This is a genomic window from Achromobacter anxifer, from assembly GCF_903652925.1.
In the GTDB taxonomy this organism is placed as follows: Bacteria; Pseudomonadota; Gammaproteobacteria; order Burkholderiales; family Burkholderiaceae_B; genus Achromobacter; species Achromobacter anxifer.
The window spans coordinates 401,549-423,330 of sequence record NZ_CAHLAR010000004.1 but is presented as its reverse complement, the minus strand read 5'-3'; the positions used below and the strand labels follow the sequence as shown (position 1 = coordinate 423,330).

At 67.0% G+C, this 21,782-nt stretch carries 22 protein-coding genes; 12 read left to right on the top strand and 10 right to left on the bottom strand.

What is annotated here, in order from left to right:
- The first annotated feature begins 17 nt into the window (after positions 1–17).
- The 6 genes from HWY37_RS15010 (at position 18) to HWY37_RS14985 (ending at position 5,801) form a co-directional block, all read left to right on the top strand.
- Positions 18–995, top strand: coding sequence for a Bug family tripartite tricarboxylate transporter substrate binding protein (locus tag HWY37_RS15010; RefSeq protein WP_175206534.1), 978 nt, complete (start codon positions 18–20; stop codon positions 993–995).
- Complete coding sequence (locus HWY37_RS15005) at positions 996–2,438, top strand: NAD-dependent succinate-semialdehyde dehydrogenase (RefSeq protein ID WP_175206535.1); 1,443 nt, start codon at positions 996–998, stop codon at positions 2,436–2,438. It abuts the gene before it with no gap.
- An 89-nt stretch (positions 2,439–2,527) separates the two neighbouring features.
- Positions 2,528–3,745, top strand: a complete 1,218-nt coding sequence (locus HWY37_RS15000; protein WP_175206536.1) for an ABC transporter substrate-binding protein — start codon at positions 2,528–2,530, stop codon at positions 3,743–3,745.
- Positions 3,742–4,539 (top strand): N-acyl homoserine lactonase family protein, encoded by a 798-nt coding sequence (locus tag HWY37_RS14995; protein WP_175206537.1) that lies wholly within the window; start codon positions 3,742–3,744, stop codon positions 4,537–4,539. The genes HWY37_RS15000 and HWY37_RS14995 overlap by 4 nt, the downstream gene beginning before the upstream one ends.
- A 9-nt stretch (positions 4,540–4,548) precedes the next feature.
- The gene (locus HWY37_RS14990) at positions 4,549–4,935 is read left to right on the top strand and encodes a hypothetical protein (RefSeq protein ID WP_175206538.1); all 387 of its coding nucleotides are present in this window, start codon (positions 4,549–4,551) and stop codon (positions 4,933–4,935) included.
- Complete coding sequence (locus HWY37_RS14985) at positions 4,932–5,801, top strand: alpha/beta fold hydrolase (protein ID WP_175206539.1); 870 nt, start codon at positions 4,932–4,934, stop codon at positions 5,799–5,801. The genes HWY37_RS14990 and HWY37_RS14985 overlap by 4 nt, the downstream gene beginning before the upstream one ends.
- A gap of 38 nt (positions 5,802–5,839) precedes the next feature.
- Here the strand turns inward: HWY37_RS14985 and HWY37_RS14980 are convergent, their stop codons facing one another.
- The 7 genes from HWY37_RS14980 to HWY37_RS14950 all read right to left on the bottom strand — a co-directional run bounded on the left by HWY37_RS14980 (position 5,840) and on the right by HWY37_RS14950 (position 12,946).
- Positions 5,840–6,742 carry a LysR family transcriptional regulator gene (locus HWY37_RS14980; protein WP_175206540.1) on the bottom strand — a complete coding sequence of 301 codons (903 nt, stop codon included), beginning with the start codon at positions 6,740–6,742 and terminating at the stop codon, positions 5,840–5,842.
- On the bottom strand, positions 6,739–8,052 hold the full coding sequence (locus HWY37_RS14975; RefSeq protein ID WP_246302306.1) for a type II toxin-antitoxin system HipA family toxin: 1,314 nt from the start codon (positions 8,050–8,052) through the stop codon (positions 6,739–6,741). The genes HWY37_RS14980 and HWY37_RS14975 overlap by 4 nt, the downstream gene beginning before the upstream one ends.
- A 13-nt stretch (positions 8,053–8,065) precedes the next feature.
- Complete coding sequence (locus HWY37_RS14970; RefSeq protein ID WP_175206541.1) at positions 8,066–8,410, bottom strand: helix-turn-helix transcriptional regulator; 345 nt, start codon at positions 8,408–8,410, stop codon at positions 8,066–8,068.
- A gap of 133 nt (positions 8,411–8,543) precedes the next feature.
- On the bottom strand, positions 8,544–9,485 hold the full coding sequence (locus HWY37_RS14965) for a S66 peptidase family protein (protein WP_175206551.1): 942 nt from the start codon (positions 9,483–9,485) through the stop codon (positions 8,544–8,546).
- Between the two features lie 206 nt (positions 9,486–9,691).
- Positions 9,692–10,504: an RNA pseudouridine synthase gene (locus tag HWY37_RS14960; RefSeq protein ID WP_246302305.1), complete on the bottom strand. Its 813-nt coding sequence runs from the start codon at positions 10,502–10,504 to the stop codon at positions 9,692–9,694.
- Between the two features lie 110 nt (positions 10,505–10,614).
- Positions 10,615–11,769, bottom strand: a complete 1,155-nt coding sequence (gene ydiK / locus HWY37_RS14955; RefSeq protein WP_246302304.1) for an AI-2E family transporter YdiK — start codon at positions 11,767–11,769, stop codon at positions 10,615–10,617.
- Positions 11,770–11,917: 148 nt separating this feature from the next.
- Positions 11,918–12,946: a DNA-binding protein gene (locus HWY37_RS14950; protein WP_175211212.1), complete on the bottom strand. Its 1,029-nt coding sequence runs from the start codon at positions 12,944–12,946 to the stop codon at positions 11,918–11,920.
- A gap of 147 nt (positions 12,947–13,093) precedes the next feature.
- Here HWY37_RS14950 and HWY37_RS14945 point away from each other — a divergent pair, with 147 nt between their 5' ends.
- Positions 13,094–14,176: a site-specific integrase gene (locus tag HWY37_RS14945; protein ID WP_176088936.1), complete on the top strand. Its 1,083-nt coding sequence runs from the start codon at positions 13,094–13,096 to the stop codon at positions 14,174–14,176.
- 45 nt (positions 14,177–14,221) lie between these two features.
- Positions 14,222–15,772 (top strand): sensor domain-containing diguanylate cyclase, encoded by a 1,551-nt coding sequence (locus HWY37_RS14940; protein ID WP_175211208.1) that lies wholly within the window; start codon positions 14,222–14,224, stop codon positions 15,770–15,772.
- Positions 15,773–15,795: 23 nt separating this feature from the next.
- On the opposite strand, the gene HWY37_RS14935 is transcribed toward HWY37_RS14940, so the two are convergent.
- Positions 15,796–15,948, bottom strand: coding sequence for a hypothetical protein (locus tag HWY37_RS14935; RefSeq protein WP_175211206.1), 153 nt, complete (start codon positions 15,946–15,948; stop codon positions 15,796–15,798).
- Positions 15,949–16,229: 281 nt separating this feature from the next.
- Positions 16,230–17,114 (bottom strand): bifunctional helix-turn-helix transcriptional regulator/GNAT family N-acetyltransferase, encoded by an 885-nt coding sequence (locus HWY37_RS14930; protein WP_176088935.1) that lies wholly within the window; start codon positions 17,112–17,114, stop codon positions 16,230–16,232.
- Between the two features lie 167 nt (positions 17,115–17,281).
- Between HWY37_RS14930 and HWY37_RS14925 the strand changes: the two genes are divergently transcribed.
- From HWY37_RS14925 to HWY37_RS14915, 3 genes are all read left to right on the top strand, one after another.
- Positions 17,282–17,794 carry a GFA family protein gene (locus HWY37_RS14925; protein ID WP_176088934.1) on the top strand — a complete coding sequence of 171 codons (513 nt, stop codon included), beginning with the start codon at positions 17,282–17,284 and terminating at the stop codon, positions 17,792–17,794.
- A 334-nt stretch (positions 17,795–18,128) separates the two neighbouring features.
- Positions 18,129–18,599: a tripartite tricarboxylate transporter TctB family protein gene (locus HWY37_RS14920; RefSeq protein ID WP_175211199.1), complete on the top strand. Its 471-nt coding sequence runs from the start codon at positions 18,129–18,131 to the stop codon at positions 18,597–18,599.
- A 3-nt stretch (positions 18,600–18,602) separates the two neighbouring features.
- Positions 18,603–20,129, top strand: a complete 1,527-nt coding sequence (locus tag HWY37_RS14915) for a tripartite tricarboxylate transporter permease (RefSeq protein ID WP_175211197.1) — start codon at positions 18,603–18,605, stop codon at positions 20,127–20,129.
- 55 nt (positions 20,130–20,184) lie between these two features.
- Here HWY37_RS14915 and HWY37_RS14910 read toward each other — a convergent pair whose 3' ends face one another.
- Complete coding sequence (locus HWY37_RS14910; RefSeq protein WP_176088933.1) at positions 20,185–20,505, bottom strand: Rdx family protein; 321 nt, start codon at positions 20,503–20,505, stop codon at positions 20,185–20,187.
- A 73-nt stretch (positions 20,506–20,578) separates the two neighbouring features.
- Between HWY37_RS14910 and HWY37_RS14905 the strand changes: the two genes are divergently transcribed.
- Positions 20,579–21,778, top strand: coding sequence for a multidrug effflux MFS transporter (locus tag HWY37_RS14905; protein WP_176088932.1), 1,200 nt, complete (start codon positions 20,579–20,581; stop codon positions 21,776–21,778).
- The last annotated feature ends 4 nt before the right edge of the window (positions 21,779–21,782 follow it).

Below are 21,782 nucleotides of genomic sequence, written 5' to 3'. Positions count from 1 at the left end.
CCTACTCTGAGAAAACGATGAAATCACTATTTTCCAGGTGGGCGCTGCCTGCGCTCGCCGCCGCCATCAGCTTCAACTCGGCCGCGGCCGACTATCCCGCCAAGCCCGTCACGCTGGTCATCGGCTTTACCGCGGGCGGCCCGACCGACGCGGTGGGCCGATACCTGGCGCGCAAGCTCGAGGCGGAACTGGGCCAGACCGTGGTGGTCGAGAACCGCGCGGGCGCCAATGGTGTGGTCGCGGTGCAATCGGTCAAGCGCGCCGCGGCCGACGGCTACACGCTGATGCTGGGCAGCAGCGGCACGCTGTCCATCGAACCCGTCTACAAGCAGAAGGTCGACTATCAGGTGCTGAAGGACTTCCAACCCGTGGCGCTGGTGGCCAGCTATCCTTACCTGCTGGTGGTGCCGTCCGGCTCTTCGTTCGATACCGTGCAGGAGCTGATCGCCGGGGCGCGCCAGAAGCCCGGGACCCTGACCTTCGCGTCGGCGGGCAGCGGCGCGGTCAACCACCTGGCGGGCGAATGGTTCAAGAGCGCCTCCAAGGTGGACATCACGCACGTGCCATACAAGGGCGATTCGGCCGCCATCGCCGATCTGGTCGCGGGCCGGGTCGACATGGCGTTCCTGAGCGCGATCGCGGCCATGCCGCAGGTGCAGGCCGGCAAGTTGCGGGCGCTGGCAATCGCCAGCGCACAGCCCTCGCCCGTCGCCCCAGGCGTGCCCACCGTCGCTCAAGCCGCGGGAATCCCGGGTTTCACGGCCGAACCTTGGAATGGCGTGCTTGCGCCGGCGGGACTGCCGCCCGACCTCACGCAGCGCCTGAACGCGGCGGTCAACAAGGTGATGGGCACGGCCGAGTCGCGCGATGCCCTGCTGAAACTGGGCCAGTTCCCGATGACGGGCAGCGCCGACGATTTCGCGCAGCACATCCGTACCCAGACCGAGCGCTGGGCGCAAGTGATCCAGGACGGCAACATCGCCAAGGCGGAATGAATGGACAACTCCCTGCAGTATCCCGAACTGAACCTGTTGATCGGCGGCCAGGCCCAGGCAGCGGGCAACCGCCGCACACTGGACGTGATCGATCCCGCCACCCAGGCGGTGCTGGGGCGTCTGCCAGTCGCCACGGCCGAGGATATCGACGCGGCGCTGGACGCGGCGCACCGCAGCTTTCCGCGCTGGCGAGAAACGCCTGCGCTGGAGCGCGCCGCGGTCCTGCGGCGCGCGGCGACCCTGATGCGGGAACGCACGCCGCGCCTGGCCTGGCTGATTACCCGCGAACTGGGCAAGCCGCTGGCTGAATCCGAAAAGGAAGTGGCCACGGCGGCCGAAATGTTCGAATGGGCGGCCGAGGAAGCCCGCCGCACCTATGGCCGACTGATCCCGGGACGCGTCGCCGGCATCCGCCAGATGGCGATCCCCGAACCCGTGGGGCCGGTGGCGGCCTTCTCCGGCTGGAATGCCCCGGCCATCACGCCTTCCCGCAAGATCGCGGGCGCCTTGGGCGCGGGCTGCTCCATCGTCATCAAGCCCTCCGAGGAAACGCCTGCAATCGCGTTGGAAATCGGCCGCGCGCTGGCCGATGCCGGCCTGCCCGCGGGCACGCTCAACATGCTGTTCGGCGATCCGGGCGAGATCTCGCGCCGCTTGATCGAGTCGCCCCTGATCCGCATGGTGACCTTCACAGGATCCACCTCCATCGGGCGCGAGCTGGCCGTGATGGCGGCCGCCGGCCTGAAGCGCGCCACGCTGGAGCTGGGCGGCCACGCGCCGGTGTTGGTGTTCGATGATGCCGATATCGAGGCAGCGGCCGATACCGTGTTGGCGGCCAAGCTGCGCAATTCCGGCCAGATTTGCACCTCGCCCACGCGCATGTATGTGCAACAAAGCGTCTACGAACGCTTCGTCGCGCGCCTGGCGGAACGCGCCCGCGGATGGCGCGTCGGCAACGGCCTGGACGCCGGCGTGCAGATGGGGCCCCTGGCCAATCCCAGGCGGCTGGCGGCAATGGAATCCATGGTGGCCAATGCACTGGCGTGCGGCGCGCAACTGGCGGCCGGTGGCGTGCGGCCCGATCTGCCGGGCTGGTTCTGGACGCCCACCGTGCTGCGCGACGCCGGGACCGACAGTCTGGCTGCCAATACCGAGCCTTTCGGGCCCTTGGCGCTGGTCAGTGCGTTCAGGGATCTGGACGAAGGCGTGGCGCTGGCCAACCGATTGCCCTTCGGCCTGGCCGCCTACGTCTACACGCGCGACGCCGCCCGCGCGCGCGCCGCGACCGAGCGCATCGAAAGCGGCGTCGTGTGCGTGAACCATTGCCAGGCGTCCTTGCCGGAGACGCCCTTCGGCGGCTTCAAGGACAGCGGGCTGGGCAAGGAAGGCGGCGTCGAGGGCTTGCAGGAATTCATGCAGGTCAAGTACGTAAGCCAGATGTAGGCGGCCGACAGGTCGGCCATCAATAGGTCGACCATCAATGAGCCAACCATCAATAGGCCAACCCATAGGCCAAGCAAGGGAGACAAACCATGAACAAGCAGATCACCGTCCTGCTGGCGCTTGCCGCCGGCGCCGGACTGGCGCAGGCGCAGACGCCGGCAGCGGACGGCATTTCGGACGGCGTCGTGCGCATCGGGGTGTTGACGGACATGTCCGGCGCCTACTCCGGCAACGTCGGGCCGGGGTCGGTGCTCGCCACCAAGCTCGCGATCGAGGACTTCGGCGGCAAGGTCCTGGGCAAGCCGGTGGAGATGCTTTCCGCCGACCACCTGAACAAGACAGACGTGGCCGCGGGCCGTGCCCGCGAGTGGATGGACCGCGAGAAGGTCGACGTGGTGACCGAACTGGGCAACAGCGCCGTGGCCCTGGCCGTGATGAACATCGCGCGCGAAAAGGGGCGCATGACCATGGTGACGGGCGCGGGCGCCACCCGCATCACCGGCGAAGACTGCTCGCCCAACAACGTGCAATGGGTCTATGACACCTACGCCCTGGCCAAGGTGGGCACCCTGCCCCTGGTCCAGGCCGGCGCGAAGAAATGGTATTTCGTCACGGCGGACTATGCCTTCGGGCATTCGCTGGAAAGCGACGGCATGCGCTTTGTGAAGGACGGCGGCGGCACGGTCGCGGGAACGGTCCGCTATCCCTTCCCCGGCACGGACTTCGCGTCTTTCCTGCTGGCCGCCCAATCCAGCAAGGCGGACGCGGTGGCCTTCGCCAGCGCCGGCGCGGACCTGCAGAACGAGATCAAACAGGCGCGCGAGTTCGGCCTGTCCCAGCGCCAGAAGCTGGTCGCCATGCTGATGAGCATCACCGACGTGCATGGCGTGGGTCTGGAGGCGGCCCAGGGCATGACCTTCGCGGAGACCTTCTACTGGGACATGGACGATGATACCCGGGCGTTCTCGCAGCGCTTCTTCAAGGCCGCCGGCAAAATGCCCACGGCCTTGCAGGCGGGGCAATACTCGGCGGTGCTGAACTACCTGCGGGCGGTCGAGAAGTCCGGCTCGGACAATGTGGACGTGGTCATGCGGACCCTGCGCAGCATGCCCATTCGCGACGCCTTCGCGCGCAATGCGCGCCTGCGCGAAGATGGCAAGCTGATCCACGACACCTACGTCGTCGAAGTGAAGTCGCCCAAGGAATCGGCCGCGGCCTGGGACTATTACAAGATCGTCAAGACGGTGCCGGGCGACCAGGCCTTCATGCCCCTGGCCGAAAGCCAGTGCAAGTTGGTCAAGCAATGACCGCCCCTCCCGTCCATGAGGTGTACGCGATCCGCTATGCCAGCGTGGAGCGCCGGGCCGTGGACAATTTCCTGTCGCGCGGCGACGTGCACGACGGACCGATGCCGCTGGACTTCTATTGCTGGCTGGTGCGCGGCGCAGGCCGCGCGGTGCTGGTCGATACAGGGTTCAGCGCCTGCTCGGCGCGGGCCCGCGGCCGCGGCTTCAGCCTGGAGCCCGAAGCCGCGCTGGCGCGGCTGGGGCTGGCGCCGCAGGACATCGGCGACGTCGTCCTGACCCACCTGCACTATGACCACGCGGGCAATGTGGAGGCCTACCCCCGGGCGCAGGTCCATCTGCAGGATGCCGAGATGCGCTACGCCACGGGGCGCTACATGTGTTTCGAGGCGATGCGGCATTTTTTCTCGGCCGACGACGTACAGGCGGTGGTGCGCCGGCTCTACGCGGGACGGGTGAGCTTTCACGACGGCGATGCGCAGTTGGCGCCGGGCCTGGAGCTCTACCGCATCGGCGGGCATACGCCGGGCCTGCAAGTGGTGCGCGTGCATACCGCAAGGGGCTGGATCGTGCTGGCGTCCGACGCGCTGCACTATTACCGCAACTACACTGACCACAACCCCTTCCCTGCCATCTTCCATGTGGGCGACATGCTGGAGGGCTATGCGCGCATCCGGTCGCTGGCGGATTCCGATGCGCACATCGTCCCGGGCCATGATCCGCTGGTAGCCCTGCGCTATCCGCGCGCGGACGCGGAAGACGGGATCTACCGGCTGCATACGCCACCGTCTGACTAGGAACCCGATATGCAAGACGACGATTTCATTCTTCACCGCCTGGCTGGCGCCGTGAACGCGCGCGAACGGCTGGTGTGGCGGGGCCGGCACCTGAACACGGTGTTCTTGCTGGAAGCAGGCGATACCCCCTACCTGATCACGGTGTCGGGCGGGCGCATCGAACAGGTGCTGCAGGGCCCCTTCGTCATGCCGCGCTGGGATTTCGCGCTGCGCGCACAGGCCGAGGACTGGGCCCGATACTGGGTGCCCCGGCCGGCGCCAGGCTTTCATGACCTGATGGCCATGATCAAATTCCGCCGCCTGCGCGCCGAGGGCGACCTCTACCCCTTCATGTCCAACCTGCTGTATTTCAAGGAGGTGCTGGCCTGCCCGCGCGCTCCGGGAGCCTCCTTGTGAACCCGCAACAAGCCCAGTTCGAACCGGTCGTCGGCCGCTACCTGCGCCTGCAGTTGGGCGGACGCGAGCACCGCGTATACGTCGAGGAAGCCGGCAGCGGCGCGCCCCTGCTGTGCCTGCACACCGCCGGCGCGGATACCCGCCAGTACCGCGCGCTGATGAATGATCCGGACATACTGAGGAACTTTCGGGTCATCGCCTTCGACCTGCCCTGGCATGGCAAATCCTCGCCGCCCGAAGGCTGGCACGAAGAGACCTATCGCCTGACCTCGAAGGACTATGCCGAGGCCGTGCTGGGCGTGGCCGACGCGCTGGCGCTGGAGCGTCCCATCGTCATGGGCTGCTCCATCGGCGGACGCATGGTGCTGCATCTGGCGCTGGAGCATGCGCAATGCTTTGGCGGGGCCATCGGCCTGCAATCGGGGGCGCACGTGGATCCCTACTACGACCTGGAATGGTTGAACCGTCCTGACGTGCATGGAGGGGAAGTCTGCGCCGGCATCGTGTCAGGCCTGGTGGGCCCGGGCAGTCCCGACAAGCACCGCTGGGAAACGCTGTGGCATTACATGCAGAGCGGGCCCGGCGTCTTCAAGGGCGACCTGCACTTCTACACCGCGGACGGCGACATCCGCGAACGGGTGGTCCAGATCGACACGCAGCGCTGCCCGCTGTGGCTGCTGACTGGCGAATACGACTATTCATGCACGCCGCAGGACACTGAGTTCCTGGCGAGCCGCATCGCGGGCTCGAAGTGGCAGATCATGGAGGGTATGGGCCATTTCCCCATGAGCGAGGATCCGGAGCGGTTCCTGTCGTACCTGCGGCCGGTGTTGGCGCAAGCCGCCGCGGCCCGCGCGGGGAAGTAGCGGCTGGTGGGACGCTCGCCAGCAACACCCGAGCGACGCTAGGGCGCGTCGGCCGTGGACGCTGTCAGGGCGCGCAGGAGTTCTTCCACGGGCCGCGCCAGCTGCGCCGCGTCGCGCACGCAGACGTAGAACTGGCGTTCGGCCCATGCGTCGCGCAGGCGCAGCAGCGCCAGCCCCATCGAGGCCAGATAGTTGCGGGCGATGCCTTCGGGGACGATGCCTATGCCGAGGCCTTCCCGGATCATGCGGCAGCGGGTTTCGAAGTTGGACACCTGCAATTTGACGTTGGGCGGACGCGTCAGCGTCTGGCCCGCGTAGGCCAGGAACTGATCCAGCGAATGGCGCGGAAAATAGCCCAGCAGGTCGTAATCCAGCGCCTCCTCGAGGAACAGCTCGCCGCGTCCGGCCAATGGGTGCCCTACCGGCACCACCAGCCCGACGCGGTCGCGGCGAAAGGGAAACGAAGCCACGCCCGGCACCGGATGGTCGGCGTGATAGATGCCGATGTCGACCGACGTTTCGGCCACCAGGCGCGGAATGTCGTAGCTATGGGCATCGAGCAAGTCCACGCTTACGTCGCGCCGGTCCGCCAGGAAGCGGCCCATCACGTCGGGCAGGAATTGCAGGATGGTGGACGGATTGGAGGCCAGGCGGATCTTCGCCTGGCCGTCGGCGGAATAGCCGTTGATCGCGCTTTCCGTCAATTGCACGCTTCGCAGAATGGCCTTGGCGCGCTGGTACAGCAATGTGCCGGCCGGCGTGGGCTCGACTCCCCGTCCATGCCGATGGAGCAAGGTGCGCTCCAGGTGACGCTCCAGTTCCGCAACGCGCTTGCTGGCGGCGGAGGTCACCAGGTTCTCGCGTTCGGCCGCTTTTGACAGGCTCTTTTCTTCGACGGCCGCGACGAAGATCTCCAGTGCGGGGATATCCAGCTTTTTCATACCGGCAATATACCGTGGCGCCAGGCCGTCAACGACGCTTCCACGTGCCCGATTTCCTCCGCGGTCATCCCCGCCGCGTCGTAATAGCGCCGGCGCTCTGCCGCTACTTCCAGTACCCGGTCCAGGATGGAGCGCGCGACGGCTTCGGAACGCAGGCCGAAACGCCGGTACTCGCTCAGGCAGTTCTGGAACGAGCTTTCCCTGCCGGCCGCGCCGATATGCAGGTAGTGCCGGGCCGAGCCCTCCTGCGTCACCACGTCGAACAGCGGCGACAGGCGGTAGGTTTCGGCGTCTTCGTCCTTCAGGAAGCCGACGTTCTTGAGGTGGTCGTCGGTGTTGTGCACGGCGACGTTCAGGATCATGCGGGCGTACAGTTCCTTCAGGTCCTGCACGGGATTGGACGAAATCCGGCGGGTCACGTCCGCCAGCCGCGCGTAGGAATAGGTTGCCTTGCCGCGCGGCCCGTCGAGTTCGCGCTTGCCGATATGCGCCGAGGGGCTGATGAGCGAGGCCCCGCTGAGGAAATGGCGCCGGGCGACTACCGTTTCCGCGCCTGGCCTGGCGGGCAGCTGCACGCGGTCGAAGCGGTGCGTCAGCAGCACCGCGCCCAGGTGGGTTTCGACCAGGCGGACTTCGGGCACGGTCAGGCCGATGGTCCGGGCCATTTGCAAGTTGGCGTACTCGACGCGCTGGCGGTCATAGGAGTCGCCCTTGCGCGGAAACTTGGCGATCCACATTTCGCCCTCTTCGTCGCGCACGATGGTCTTGGGGCGCGCGCCCCCGATGTCCCATGAACTGCCGAGGATGTCGCGGTACAGGCCCTTGGGCTTGATGCCCTGGTCGATGTCGCTCAGCAGGTCGCCCAGCGATTCCAGCTGACGGACTTCGGGCAATCGGTAGGTCTTGCGCATGTTAGGCGTGAGCGGACGCGCGCTGAAGAACAGCGCCCCCACGCCCATGCCGCGGCCCTTGAGCAGCACTTCATCCTCGGTCACGCGGGCGCCGGCGTTGTCAACGCGCATGACGTTGCGGCCCCAGGCGTCGGGCGCGGCGTCGAAGATCGCGCCCAGCGTCTCGTAGCGGCTTTCGGTGCGGAAGGTAGTGTGGGCGTCCACCAGCGGCAGGTTCAACGGGTCCAGTGCGAAGGCGCGCGGGTCGATCACATACGACTGCACGTAGGTGAATTCAGCGTAGAACTGGCTCTCGTCCGTGTCGTCCAGCGTCAGCAATCCGGCCAGCACGGCTTCGCCGCGTATGTCGACGTAGACATACAGCTCGCTTTCCACCGATTTGTGTTTTCTGGCTTGCACGATGTATGGGCTGCTACAGCTGCGTGGGATCGGCGCGGTGCGCGTTCGGGGGCTTGGCGCTGCCGCGGCTGGGCCGGCGCACGGCATCCAGGCGCTTGCCCACGCCGTCCAGTTCAGGATCGCCCAGGGCGTGGACCTGGTCGGCGTAGCCGTACTGGAGCAAGGCTTCGATGGCCAGCGCCAGCGACACGCCGCCGTCGCCGCGCTCCAGCCGCGTGATGGTGGCGCGGGACACGCCCATGCGGCTGGCCAGCATGGATTCGGTTTCGGCGCGGCGCAGCCTGGCCGTGCGGATGTTGGCGCCGATGCGCGCCAAGGCCGCAGCGGCGTCGAAACTGGGTTCGATCTTCTTTTTCATGACTTAATAATAGTGCGGTGAGGCAAGAAATGCACTATTAATGAGTCATTATCAATCTTGATATGAATCATTAATGGTGCATATTTTAAAAAATATGATTCATTAATGATGCATTTTTCGACAAGGCTTGAGCCTAGTGCACGACCGCCTGCTCCAGCCGCAAGCCGCCGCGCCCGGTGTCGAGCGTGACCTGGGCCCCCAACGGCAAGGTCAGGTTCGGATCGCCATGGCCGCTGGGCCAGGCCGCCAGCACCGGAATGCCGCGGGAGCGGAACTGGTCCAGTATCAGCGGATACAGCATGCCCTGGGCCTGCGCGTCGTCCATCTGCACCCCAAGGATGCGGGTGAAATTGCCGACCAGCACGCCCTTGAGCTCGTCGAACTTGCCGGCCGCGGCCAATTGGCTCAACAGGCGGTCGATGCGGGGCAAGGCCTCGTTGACGTCCTCGATGAAGAGTATGGCGCCGCGGGTGTCGATCTCGTTGTCGGAGCCGATCAGCGAGGCGATCAGCGCCAGGTTGCCGCCGATGAGGCGTCCGGTGGCGCTGCCCGGGATCAGTTCCGTGGCGGTGGCATAAGGCGGCGGCGTGATCCACGCCCCCTGCCCCACTTGGCCGGTGATCATGGACAGCAGATGCGATTCGGTGGGATCGCGCTTGCCGGCCAGCAGGTCCTGCGCCAGCATCGGCCCATGGAATGTGACGAAGCCGGCGTGGCGCTGCAAGGCCAGATGCAGCGCGGTGATGTCGCTGTAGCCGATGAAGGGCTTGGGATGGCGGCGCAACAGATCGAAGTCCAGTTGGTCCAGCAGGCGCCACGAACCGAAGCCGCCCTGCAGGCACCAGACGGCGCCAACCTCGGGGGCGGCAAAGGCCGCATGCAGGTCAGCCAGCCGGTCCGCGTCGGCGCCGGCCAGATAGTCATAAGGCGCATCCAGGCGTGAGCGCGACGCCGGCATGACCTGGGGCGTGTAGCCGCGCGCTTCCAGCCATTCGGCGGCCTGGTCCGCGGCGTCGAGCGCGGCGGATGCGGGCGCCACGATGGCGATGCGCGCGCCCGGCTTGAGCGCCGGCACCGCCGTCGCATAAGGGCCGGTAACCGGGGGCGTCGCCGCCGTGGGCCTGGGGCCTTGCGCAGTCCGGCGCGGCGCCGGCGGCCGCGCCGCGCAGCCGGCCAAGGCGGCGGACAGGCACAGAGCCCCGGCGTTCATCAGAAATCCCCTGCGTCCGGAGCTCCGGTCCGGGTCGTGCTGCGTCTGGTCCATGCTCATCCCTGCTGCCGTCAGAAGCGTTCGTATTCCAGGCGGTAGCGCCACTGGGCGGGCGCCAGCCCGGCCATGGGCAGGCGTCCGATGCGGATGCGGCGCAGCGCTTGCAAGCGCAGCCCCGCCGCATCGCACACGTATTCGATGAAACCCGGCGCCGGCGTCTTCAGCGCGAAGCGCAGGTGGGTTTCGTTCTGCCAACTGACCTTCATGGGCGTGGCGGCGCGGCCATCATAGGCCATGCCGCGCTGCAGGCGCGCCAGGTCGGCCGGGCTGAGCTGGCCGGACACCTGGGCCACGTACTCCTGCTCCACGTGGCGGCCCTCTTCCACCAGCTTGCGCGTCACCGGGTATTCCTGCGTGTAGACGACCAGCCCGCTGGCTGCGCGCTCCAGGGGGGTGACAAGCTTGAGGCCGTTGAACATGCGCTTCAGGTAGCGCTGGCCCGAGCGGTCGCCCGGCATCAGGTTCTCCGGCAGGATCAAGTCGCGCGCGGAGCCGGGTTCGTCGTTGGCGTACACGCCGGCCGGCTTGTGCAGCAGGATCGTGACGGGACGCGCGTCTTCCAGGCGCGCGCCGGGCAGCAGGCCGATGGATTGGCCGGGCTTGACCCGGAAACCCGGCTCTTCCACGCATTTGCCGTCCACCGCGGCCCAACCGTTTTCTATATAGCGTTCCGCGTCGCCGCGCGAGCAGGACAGTTCCTCGGCCAGGCGCTTGGCCAGACGCACGCTGTCATGCGCCGCGCCGCCTTGCTGGGCGCGGGGACCGCGGGAATTCGTGGGAGTGTGGGCGCCGCCTTGGGGCCGCGCCGGAGGGTGCTTCGTCATGAGGTATTGCCGGGGTGTTGCCAGAAAAGCGGGCCGTGGGCCCGCGACGTGAGGCAGATGTTACGCCCTTCGCTGGCGGGCTGCCTCGCCACGGGCCGCGCGCGCAGGATTCAGACCGGAGGAAATCCGGATCGTTCGGCCGGACTCTGGCTTGCAGCGGCGTTTGGCGTCGGGTTGGATGCCTTGTCGTCCGCCAGCGCGGCCGGCGGCGGCACTTCCTCGATCCAGGCCTTGAGCAGGGTCTGCGTCACCGCCAGGATCACCGGGCCGATGAACAGGCCCACGATGCCGAAGGCGAACATGCCGCCCAGCACGCCGGCCAGGATCAGCAGCAGCGACAGGTTGACCCCGCGCTTGATCAGCATCGGCCGCAGCAGATTGTCCAGCCCGGCCACCAGGATCGCCCAGACCAGCAGCGCCGCGGCCGCCAGCTTCATGTCGTTGTGGAACAGCCAGGCCACGCCGCCCAGCATGGGCAGCAGCGGACCCAGCTGGGCCAGGCACAGCATGACCATCAGCGCGGTCAGGATTCCGGCCGCGGGCACGCCAGCGATCCACAGGCCGATGCCGCCCAGGCCTGACTGCACCACCGCCGTCACGACGATGCCCAGCGCCACGGCGCGTATCGCCTGGCCGGCAAGCCGGACCGCCGCCACGCCGCGCTGGCCCGACAGACGGTTGAAGAAAAGCCGCACGAAATCAACGGCTACTTCGCCCTTGGTGTACAGGATGCCGGCCACCACCACGGTGATCAGCATGTGCATGACGAACACGCCGACGATGGCGGCGTGGCCGAGCAGCCAGCTGGCGGCGCTGGTCAGGTAGGGTTCCAGCTTGGCCAGCAGGCCGCCCGCGCCGGCGTCCGACAGGCTCTGCCATTCCTGGGCGATCTTGGGGCCGGCCAGCGGGATGTTGTGGACCCACCCTGGCGGCGCCAGCAGCGTGTAGTCGGGCAGGCTCTTGACCGCGGCCATGATGGCCGCGCTGTGCAGCGCCAGGGTCGAGATGACCTCGTACAGCGGCAGCACGATGACGAACAGCAGGATGATCAGCATGACCATGGTGGCGATCCAGCGGCGTCCGCCGCAATAGCGCTGGATCGCCAGCAGGATCGGCCAGGTGGCGACGACAATGGTGGTCGCCCAGACCAGGCCCGGCAGGAATGGCCGCAGGATGTAGAGGCTGCCCACCATCAGTCCGGCAAGGATCACGATGACGAGCAAGATGCGGGCGAGGTCGACCGACTGGCGAGATGGAGGATTCAACCGCTGCTCCTGACCGGGTTGATGGCCCGGGATCCTGACGTATCGCGGCCGGCGGGCGGCTGCCCGGGCGCGGCATGGCATGCCTGACGTATTTATCCGATATTTGGGCTGACTTGTACAGCGTCGCGGGCCGCCCCCTGGCTAGCCGCTAGGACGCGGAATCGGCCGCCGGGGCCTGCGCCTGCCTGCTGGCCTGCGCCATCAGATGGCGCGTCAGCTCGCCCAGTTGCTCGTCCTTGCCCTTTAGTTGCGCCAGCAGCCCGGCCGACTGCTGCTCGGCGGACGCCAGTCTGGCCTCCAGCGCCTGTTCGCGCGCCCGGGCGGAAGCCAAGGCGGCCTCTGCCGCCGCCAGGTCCGCCTGTTGCCGCAGTTGCTGCGCCTGGCTTTCGGCGCGCAGCGCCTGGGCGCCCTGCTCCGCCTGGCGCCGCTGGTCCTGCTCATGCTCCAGCGCCTTGCGCGCCTGGGTCGACTGTTGCTGGCTGGCGGCCAGCGTCTCGTCCAGCTTGGCTTGCAAGCGCTTGACCGCGCCGCGTTCGGCGTCCAGTTCATTGAGCCAGCGGCGTTCATGGGCGGCGTGGCGGGTTTCCAGTGCGTCCAGCGCCTGGGCGTGGAGGCCGCGCATTTTCTCGGCTTCGGTCAAGAGCGTCTGCGTCGCGCTGCGGGCGTCATCCAATTGCAGCTGGCTGCGTTTGATCTGCTCGTCGCGTTGGCGCAGCTGTTGCTCGGCCGCTTGCAGGCGTTCCTCGGCGGCGGCCAGCTGGGTGGTGGCGACCTTGAGGGCTTCCTGCAGATCCTGTTCACGGTTGACCAGTTGGGCCTCGCGTTGCTGCAACTGTTCAGCGTTGGCGGCTAGTTGCTCCCCTTCCCGCGCCAGTTCCTGCCAACGGTCGCGATAGGCCTGTTCCTGCTGGGTGCGGGCCTCGGACAAGGCGGCTTCCCAGAAGTGCGCCGCCGCCTGGGCGACGGGATCGGGCACCGCGGCGGGCGCCGAGAATGCGCCGGGATCCTTGATGCGCGCCCCCAGCGACCGGAACCAGGTTTCCAGGTACGGACTGACCGTATTGGGCGAGCCGCGACCGATTTTCTGGCGCACCCGCTCGATGGTCGGGCGCGCTCCTTCCAGCAGCAAGGCGTCGGCGGCGCTCCAGACGTCGGTTTCGCTGATTCCCGTGGCCATGCGTGTGCTCCGTGCTGGATGTGATGTTTGGAGGATAATTACCCACGATAATGGAACCTTATCGCGATTAATTTATCCTAAGTGTTAGATATCATACAGCATACATAATAATATGTATGAAATAAGAAAATCGACCCTGGACTGATCATGTCTCAGCTGAAATTGCCGCCTTCACTGCCTGTGTTGGACCCGCTCACGCTCGACGCCAAGGCCGACGCCGCGGCGCGCGGCCTGATGCGCGAAGGCAGCTCCGCCAACACCGCCGCCAGCTATCGTGCCGCGATCCGCTACTGGACCGCCTGGTTTGAACTCCGCTACGGCAGGCGTTTCGCCCTGCCCTTGCCGGAAGCGGCGGTCATACAGTTCGTGGTCGACCACGCCCAGCGCTCGACGGAACAAGGCTTGAAGTGGGAGTTGCCGCTGGCGCTGGACCAGGAACTGGTGCGTCTGAAGGCCAAGGGGCGTCTCGGCGCGCTCAGCCTGAATACGCTGCTGCAACGGGTGTCGGTGCTGTCCAAGGCGCACGAGTTGCACGGCCATCCCAACCCCTGCCGCGCCGCCGCGGTGCGCGAACTTCTGGCCAAGACGCGCCGCGCCTACGCCAAGCGCGGCGTCGCGCCCGCCAGGAAAGTCGCGCTGACCCGCGAGCCGCTGCAAGCCATGCTGGCCACCTGCGACGATTCCTTGCGCGGCTTGCGCGACCGCGCCCTGCTGCTGTTCGCCTGGGCCAGCGGCGGCCGCAGGCGTTCCGAGGTCGTGCACGCGTCGATGGAAAACACGCGGCGCGCCGCCGACGGTTTTCTGTACACGCTGGCGCATTCCAAGACGAACCAGGCCGGCACGGCGCGCGCCAACGACCAGAAGCCCATCGTCGGCGTGGCGGCGCAGGCGCTGGACGCCTGGCTGCGCGCCAGCGGCATCACGCAAGGTCCGCTGTTCCGGCGCGTGCGGCGCGGCGACGTGCTGGGCGAGCCGCTGGCCGCCGCCGCGGTGCGCGACATCGTGCTGGAACGCTGCCGGCTGGCGGGCCTGGAAGGCGATTTTTCCGCGCACAGCCTGCGCTCCGGCTTTGTCACCGAGGCCGGCCGGCAGAATGTGCCGTTGGGCGACACCATGGCCATGACCGGCCATGCCAGCGTCGCCACCGTCATGGGCTATTTCCGTGCCGGCGCCGCGGCCGAGTCGCCCGCGGCGCGCTTGCTGGACGAACCGGATCCGGCGCCCAGGTAAAATCCCGCGCACTCGCCGCAACCGACCTCGCCCGACACGATCTCCATGCGAATCAACCTACGCGGGCTGGTGCTTGCGCTTACCGTATTCAGCGCCCTTGCCGCCACCGCCAATGCCCTGTATGCCAGCTACCGGCTGCAGCGCGAACAACTCATCGCCAACACGCTGGAGTCCAATCGCGTCTACGCCGCCAAGCTTGCCGAGGGCGCGGACACCTTCCTGGATTCGGCCCTGCAGCAACTGGAGTACAGCGCCCGCCACGTGGCCTGGCGCTTCGATGCCCCTGACTTGTTGGCCACGGAAGTCGAACGCCTGCAGGAGCAGACGGACAGCTTCAATACCGTCGCCATCATCCGCGCCGACGGCCTCATGCTGGCCGCCAGCAAGGGCATCCGCACTTTTCAGGGTACCCGCGTCGACAACGCCGGCAGCCGCATGGCGCTGCAAACGCGCAAGCCCCTGATCAGCAAGCCTTATGTGTCCGTCGCCGGCAATCTGCTGATCAACGTGTCGTATCCCATCCATTCGGACAGCGGCGCCTATCTAGGCTACGTGTCGGGCACGATCTACCTGCGCAACGAAGGCGCCTTGCACACGCTGCTGGGCAAGCACCCCTACCAGGACGGTTCCTATCTGTACGTGGTGGATAGCGAAGGCCGGCTGATCTACCACCAGGACAGCCAGCGCGTGGGCGAGGACGTGACCGCCAATCCCGTGGTGGCGGCGGTGATGCGCGGAGAGAACGGCGCGCAGCGCCTCGTCAACACGCAGGGCGTGGACATGCTGGCGGGATATGCGCGCGTGCCGCGCAGCGGCTGGGGCGTGATCGCGCAGCGCCCGGCCGCGGCCACGCTGGAACCGCTGCACGACCTGGTCTGGGCGCTGATCCGCTACGCGGCGCCCTTCGCCCTGGCCTTCCTGCTGGCCATCTGGTGGTGCGCGCGCAAGATTTCTCAGCCGCTGTCGCAATTGGCGACCAACGTCGAGCATCACGACATGGCCGTCGCCATGCAGCGGGTGCGTTCGGTGAAAGCCTGGTATTTCGAGGCCCAGCGCCTGAAGCGCGCGGTGATCAGGAGCTACACCAACCTGCAGGACAAGATCGGCAAGCTCAACCAGGCCAGCATCACCGACCCCTTGACCGGTTTGCACAACCGGCGGGGAATCGAGGATGCGGTGGACTCGCTGCGCGCGTCGGACACGCCGTTCGCCGTGATCGCGCTGGACATCGACCATTTCAAGCGTGTCAACGACACCTATGGCCACACGGCGGGCGACGAGGTGATCCAGGCGGTGGCGCAGCTGATGCGCGACTGTTCGCGCCCGTCCGACATCCTGTGCCGCAACGGCGGCGAGGAATTCCTGATCCTGCTGCCCGCCGTGGGCATCAGGGAGGCGACCGGCATGGCCGAACGCCTGCGCAAGAAAATGGAAACGCGCCGGCTGGGCGGCGCGTTGGGGATTACGGTGTCTGCCGGTGTGGCGCTATGGCGGCCGCGCGGTCCGGGCGTGGAGGCGGTATTCCAGGATGCCGACGCCGCGCTATACGCGGCCAAGCAGCAGGGACGCAACCAGGTGGTGACGCACGCGGGATAGCGCCCCTGCCTGCCGGGCAGGCCTTATGCGTGTTTGCGCAGGGAGTCCGCGTTCTTGGCGGCTTCGGCTTGCGCGGGAACGGTCTTGATGTCCGCTTCCTTCTTGGTCTCGGGCGCCTTCCAATCCAGGGGCGGGATCTCGAAGTGCGACTTCTTGCTAACCAGTTGATGAGACATGAACGTTCTCCTGTTCAGGGCACACGGCTTCCCCCGCGCAAGCGCGATGTACTGGATTCGTGCGTGCCATGGATGCTAGTCCAATGGATGCCATCGGGGCGCGGGGGGCATGCGCGCAGGCAACGCAAACGAAATAGCGGCCGAAGCCGCTGGCTGCTTCTACACCTTCCAGCAGTTATGCTTATGATTATTTTGCTGAAAGATGTCGTATTTTAGCACTTAATTGCCAGAAAAAGCAAGCGTTATGCCCTAATGGGCGATTCAGCGGCAATGCGCCCCCTTCAGTCCAGCGTTTTTTCGAACCAATGATGGGCGTACGGTTCCGCGTTGAAGGCGGCCACTTCGGCGTACCCGCAGCGTCGGTACAAGGCGATGGCTTCGACCAGGGCCCGGTTGGTTTCCAGCCGGATGACGCGGGTCCCCTGCCCGCGGGCGTGCCGCTCGGCGGCTTCGATCAGGCGCCGCCCCAGGCCCAGGCCGCGGGCCGACGGACTGACCCACATGCGCTTCAGTTCCGCGGGCGATTCGCCATGGAACTTCAGAGCCACGCAGCCCACGGGATCGCCGCGCAAGCGCGCCAGGATCAAGGCGCCTTCGGGAGCGCTCAATTCGCGCACATCTGCCGACAGGCTCAGCGCGGGATCGAAGCCCGCATCGAAGCGCGCATCGAGCTCGGCGAAGTACTGACTGAAGCACCAGCGCGCTTCCTCGCTATTCGGATCCTCTATCTCGAACCGCACCATGGACGCCTTCAGCAGGCGCTCTACTTCCGACATGGCGGCAAGCAACTGGCGGCGCTGGTCCTCGGGCAGCGGCGAGAGCACGCGGCGGGCGACGGCGTCGGAGCGTGTTTCGAGTTCGGCCCACTCCTTGGCGCCGGCCGCCGTCAGCGTGGCGCGGCGCACGCGGCGGTCGTCCGGATGGGGCTCGACGGCGATCAGTCCCTGCCTTTCCAGCGACGCCAGGACGCGGCTGAGATAGCCCGAATCCAGGCCGAGCCGGCCGCGCAAGGCCCGCAGATCGGCGCCATCGGCGCCGATTTCCCATAGCAGCCGAGACTCGCCCATGGGCCGCCCTCGCCCCAGGAATCGCTCGTCGTTGGCGCCTATGCCTTCGGCGACGATGCGGTTGAAGCTGCGTACCTGCTGGATGTCGGATGTGTTCATATATCTGACTTTAGTCAGATATTCATGCTTCGTCCATCTCCAGAACGCCCGGGACCGGCTTTTTCAGCGCAATGGCGCAATCGCCCCTGCATCGTGACGCGATCGCCACTGCCGTTGCCCGTTGCGCGCCAATACACTGGAATCCACCCTTCCCCAGGAGACGCATCGTGACCGAAACCCTCATCGAAGGCGGCTGCGACTGCGGCGCCGTGCGCTATCGCCTCGCCAGTCCGCCGATGTTCGTGCACTGCTGCCATTGCACCGTGTGCCAGCGTCATTCAGGCACCGCGTTCGCCATGAATGCGGTCATCGAGTCCGACCGGGTGCGCAGGTTGCAGGGCGAGTTGCGCCGCCATCCCGACGACAAGAACGCCAACGACGGCGAGACCGTCGTGGTGGTGCGTTGCGCGCTCTGTTCCGGGCTGTTGTGGAGCCACCATCCGGCCTACGGCGAAACGGTATCGCTGGTGTATGCCGGCACGCTGGACCGCGCAGCGGACTTCCCGCCCGGCGCGCACTGCTTCGTGCGTTCCAAGCATCCGTGGGTAGGCATACCGGACTACGTGCCCGCGGCGGACGAGTTCTACGACATGGACGCCTGCTGGCCCGAGGCTGCCAAGCAGCGCCTGGAGGCTGCGCTGGCGCTCGGCGAGCGCAAGCCCTGGGCGCCCAAGGGCTGACGGCCCGGCGCAAGCTGCGTCCTGAACCGTCAGCACAGGACGCGGCGTCAGCGCTTCCAATTCCTCCTGCTCGCTCCGCGGCGCCGCGTGCGCTGCGGTACGCCGCTAGCGCGGCTCCGCGGCGCTGCATGGCTGCGCGCGCAATGCCGCCCCTGCGCGTCGCGCGGCCTAAGGGATTTCCCCCGTTTTTGCCCCAAAAACCGCCCGTCGAGCGTAGTGCGCACCTGTCTGAAAGCTGAACGGAAGTTTGAATTTTTAGACTTCGCCTTCAACCAAAAGTCAGCTTTTGTTCAGTACGTAGTCAGGCAGAAGCACAACAACGGGAGGACTACACATGCAATCCAAACGCAGCGCCGTCAGGCGCGAGCTCTGGGCCGCAGGCACGATGATCGTGCTTGGCCTGGGGGCCATCGCGCAGGCGTCCACCTACAACATCGGCAGCCTGGCGCGCATGGGACCGGGAATGTTTCCCGCCATCCTGGGCGTGCTGCTGGTCCTGCTGGGCCTGATGATTCTTCGCATGGCAGCGGCGCCGGTCGCGGCCGAGGAAGACGCCGAAGACGAAGGGCCGCCCGACTGGCGCGGCTGGGGCTGCATCATCGGCGGCCTGATGACCTTCATCCTGATCGGCAAGTTCGGCGGTCTGGTGCCCGCCACATTTGCGCTGGTCTTCATTTCCGCGATGGGCGACCGCCAGCACACGCCGCGCAGCGCGGCGCTGCTTGCCGCCGGCGTGACGGTGCTGGGCGTGGCCGTCTTTTCCTGGGCGCTGCAATTGCAGTTCCCGCTGTTCCGCTGGGGTTGATCGATGGAAATCTTCAATAACCTGATGCATGGGTTCTCCGTCGCCTTCGCGCTGGACAATCTGATGTGGGCCGTGTTCGGCGTGTTCATGGGCAACCTGATCGGCGTGCTGCCGGGCATGGGCGTGCTGGCCGCGATTTCCATCCTGCTGCCGCTGACCTACACCATGACGCCGACGGCGGCGCTGGTGATGCTGTCGGGCATCTACTACGGTTCGCAGTATGGCGGCGGCATTACCTCCATCATGCTGAACCTGCCCGGCACCGCCTCGCACGCGGTGGCCTGCCTGGACGGCAATCCGCTGGCGCGCAACGGCAAGGCCGGCTCGGCGCTGTTCATGCTGATGTTCTCGTCGTTCTGCGGCGCGTCGGTGGGCATCCTGGCGATGATCCTGTTTTCGCCCATGCTGGTGGACGTGGCCTTCAAGTTCGGGCCCGCCGAGTACTTCTCCATGATGATGCTGGGCCTCCTGGCCGGCGCGACCCTGGCCAAGGGCTCGGCCATCAAGGGCGTGGCCATGGTGGTGGTGGGCCTGCTGCTGGGCGTAATCGGCACCGACGTCAACACCGGCACCATGCGCTTTCACTTCGGCATCTTGGAACTGTCCGACGGCCTGCAGATTGTGGCGCTGGCCATGGGCCTGTTCGGCGTGGCCGACTTCCTGAAGAACATCAACCGCATCGGCGGCGACACCAAGGTGACCACCGCCAAGATCAGCATGAAGTCGATGCGGCCCGAGGCCGGCGACATCAAGCAGTCGCGCGGCGCGCTGGTGCGCGGCACGGCGATCGGCGCGGCCTTCGGCATCCTGCCGGGCACGGGTCCGACGATCGCGTCCTTCATTTCCTACGCCACGGAAAAGAAGGTCGCGCGCGACCCGAGGCGCTTCGGCCGCGGCGCCATCGAGGGCATCGCCGGGCCGGAAGCCGCGACCAGCGCCTCGACCCAGACCAGCTTCATCCCGACCATGAGCCTGGGCATCCCTGGCGACCCGGTGATGGCGCTGATGCTGGGCGCGCTGATCATCCACGGCATCCAGCCTGGTCCGCAGATGATGGTGGAGCACGCCGACATGTTCTGGGGGCTGATCGCCAGCTTCTGGGTCGGCAACGTGCTGTTGCTGCTGCTGAACCTGCCGCTGATCGGTATGTGGGTGCGCCTGTTGACGGTGCCCTTCCGGTATCTGTTCCCGGCGGCGCTGTTCTTTGTCTGCGTGGGTGTCTACAGCACCAACAACAACCTGTTCGACGTGGCCATGGTGACCCTGTTCGGGGCCGCGGGCTACGCGTTGATCCGGCTGCGCTTTGAACCGGCGCCGCTGTTGCTGGGCTTTGTGCTGGGACCCATGGTGGAAGAGAACTTCCGCCGTGCCCTGCTGCTGTCGCGCGGCGACCTGGCGATCTTCGTGACGCGGCCCATCAGCCTGGGCTTCGTGGCGGCTTGCGTGGGCTTGATTGCGCTGCTGGTGGTGTCGGCCATGCGGCAGCGCAAGAACCGCGCCGGCTTGACCCAGGCGGAGTCTTCCGCCTGATTGCGGCGCTGGCCGCGCAAGACCGGCCGGCCCTGCGGGGCTGGCCGGTGTCGCGTCAGGCGTCCGGCGCTGCCAGCGGGCCTGCGGTGTGGCCGTCGATGTGGCCCAGCGTGCGGGCGGGATCGAGGCGATCGCGCACGCGTTGCTTCAGTTCCTTGGCCGAGGGGAAGCCGCCGTCGCTCTTGCGGTCCCAGATCAGGTCGCCGTTGTAGGTGACCTGGAAGACGCCGCCGGTGCCGGGCTGCAGCACGACCTCGCCCAGATCGGTCGAGAAAGTGGACAGGAGTTCCTGGGCCATCCAACCGGCGCGCAGCAGCCACTGGCACTGCGTGCAGTAATGGATGACGATGCGGGGGCGGAGGGCGGCAGGATTCATAGCTAAAGGATTCTACGCCTGTTCATGGATAATATCGGGTTTTCCCGGGTCCGCCATGGACCCCGAGCCTGCCATGAAGTCTGCTTTATCCCCTCGCGGCCAACGCTGGCTGATCGGTCTCCTGATGGGGCTGGTCACGCTCACGCCTATGGGCATCGACATCTATCTGCCCTCGCTGCCCGTCATGGCGCAGGACTACGGCCAGCCCGTCACCGCCTTGCAAGCCAGCATCACCCTGTTCATCTTCGCGGTAGGCGTGGGCCAGGTGCTGATCGGTCCGCTAGCGGACCGCTATGGCCGGCGGCCGGTGGCGCTGGGCGGAGCCCTCGCCTATCTGCTGGGCTCGGCGCTGGGCGCCGCCGCCAACTCGCTGGACGTGTTTTACGCGGCGCGCGTGATCCAGGGGCTGGGCGCCTGCTCGGCCTCGCTGGTGGCGTTCGCGGCGGTGCGCGATTGCTTCAATCCGGCCGTGGGCGCGCGCGTCTACAGCTATCTCAATGGCGCGCTGTGCACGGTGCCGGCGCTTGCGCCGATGGTGGGCGGCGCGCTGGCGGTGCATGCCGGCTGGCGTAGCACCTTCGTATTCATGGTGCTGTTCGCGCTGACGCTGGCCGGCCTGCTGGCGATACGCTTCGAGGAAACCCGGGCCCATCCCACGCGGCCCCAAGGCGCGCTCTACAGCTTGCGCCGCTACGCGCCCATCGTCGCCAGCGGCCGCTTCCTGTATTTCGCCGCATTCGGCATGGCGGGCATGGCCATGATCCTGGTGTTCGTGTCCGCCGCGCCCGTGGTGCTGGTGCAGCAGCTGGGCTATTCCGAGCTGGGCTTTTCCGCCTGGTTCGGCGGCAACGCGGCCATCAACATCGGCGCGTTCTTCCTGGCACCCGCATTCATTTCGCGTTACGGGCGGCACACCATGGTGCGGGTCGGCATGATCGCCCTGCTGGCGGCCGCGGCCATGCATCTGGCCGCCTGGCTGTGGCTGCCGCTGTCGGCCTGGGTCTTCATGCTGCCGGTGGCCGTGTTGACGGTGGGCTTCTCGCTGGCCCTGGGGTCGGGGCTGAGCCTGGCGCTGGAACCGTTCGCCGAACGCGCCGGCACCGCCGCCGCGGTGTACGGGCTGTTCCAGATGAGCGGGTCGGCCGTCATCGCCACCCTGCTGCTCGACAGCGGCATGGCGCCGCAGGCGGCGATGGCGCTCATCGGCGCGGTCATCGTGGGGCCGTTGCTGTGCCTGTCCGCGGGCATGGCGCGGCGGTTGGCGGCGGGCTGAGAAC